Source organism: Nocardioides sp. CPCC 206348, from assembly GCF_048654705.1.
In the GTDB taxonomy this organism is placed as follows: domain Bacteria; phylum Actinomycetota; class Actinomycetes; order Propionibacteriales; family Nocardioidaceae; genus Nocardioides.
In genome coordinates this window covers 1-1,114 of the sequence record NZ_JBMCZA010000002.1, presented here as the reverse complement: position 1 = coordinate 1,114, position 1,114 = coordinate 1, and the positions used below count along the sequence as shown (strand labels likewise).

Sequence of the window (1,114 nt, the reverse complement as noted above, 5' to 3'; positions counted from 1 at the left end):
TGTGATGTCCGGGGACGTTGGTCAGTCGGGTGACCGGTGGCTTGGCTCCGATGGCGGAGTGGACGCGGTGATGATTGTAGAAGTGGAGCCATCCGGGCAGGGCGGCGTTGCGTTGGTCGGTTGACTCGTAGAACCGGGCGTAGGCCCACCCATCGCCCAAGGTGCGGTGGAAGCGCTCGATCTTCCCGTTGGTCTGCGGCCGATACGGCCGGGTCCGCTTGTGGACGATGTTCATTTCGGCGCATGCATCACGCCAGGCGTAGGACATGTACGCCGGTCCGTTGTCGGAAAGCACGCGTTCGACGGTGACGCCGTGCTCAGCGAACCAGGCAACGGCGCGTTGCAGCACGCCGATCGCGGTGGCGGCCTTCTCGTCGGTGCATATCTCGGCGTAGGCGACGCGAGAGTGGTCGTCGATGACCGTGTGGACGAACGCGGTGCCAATCGCGGGGCGCGATTCCTTGCCGCGTTGGCCAGTGCGGTGGGCGGTCGCGATTGCGTTGGCTCGGCCTTGTTGGCGGCTGAGGAACTTGTGGCCACCGCCATCGGGGATGTTGGCGAACTTGGTGACGTCGACGTGGATCAATGAGCCGGGATGGTCGTGTTCGTAGCGGCGCAGGGGTTCGCCAGTGACGCGGTCGATGTGGGAGAGCCTGTTGATCCGGCATCGCACGAGCACGGCGTGGACGGTGGAGGCCTGCATACCGAGCCGGCCGGCGATCTGGACTGGTCCCAGCCGTTGGCGCCACCGCAGTCGCACGATCTGACGAACCAGCGCAGGGCTGGTCTTGTTCGCACAGGTGTGCGGTCGCGAGCTGCGGTCGACCATGCCTGCCTGGCCTTCAACGCGGTAGCGATCAGCCCACTTCTTCGCCGTCCTCGGGGCGACCATGAACATCTTGGCCGCCGCGGCGTGAGTCCAGCCACGGTCGACGACGAGTTGAGCGAGCCGCAAACGGGCGCGTGGGGTCAGGGCAGCGTTAGCGTGGGACACGAGGGCCTCCGGTCGGTGAAGCGGTGAACTAGACAGCTCCACTTCACAACCGGGGGCCCTCACCTGTCAGCCCGACTCACCGCCGGAGGGCGGGACAACCTCCCTGGGCATCACAGCTAG

Annotated in this window: 1 protein-coding gene; it reads right to left on the bottom strand. The window is 66.2% G+C overall.

The features are described from left to right. A partial coding sequence (locus ACOADB_RS00010) for an IS481 family transposase (RefSeq protein ID WP_378595868.1) occupies positions 1-994 on the bottom strand: 994 nt, incomplete at its 3' end. Positions 995-1,114 lie beyond the last annotated feature (120 nt).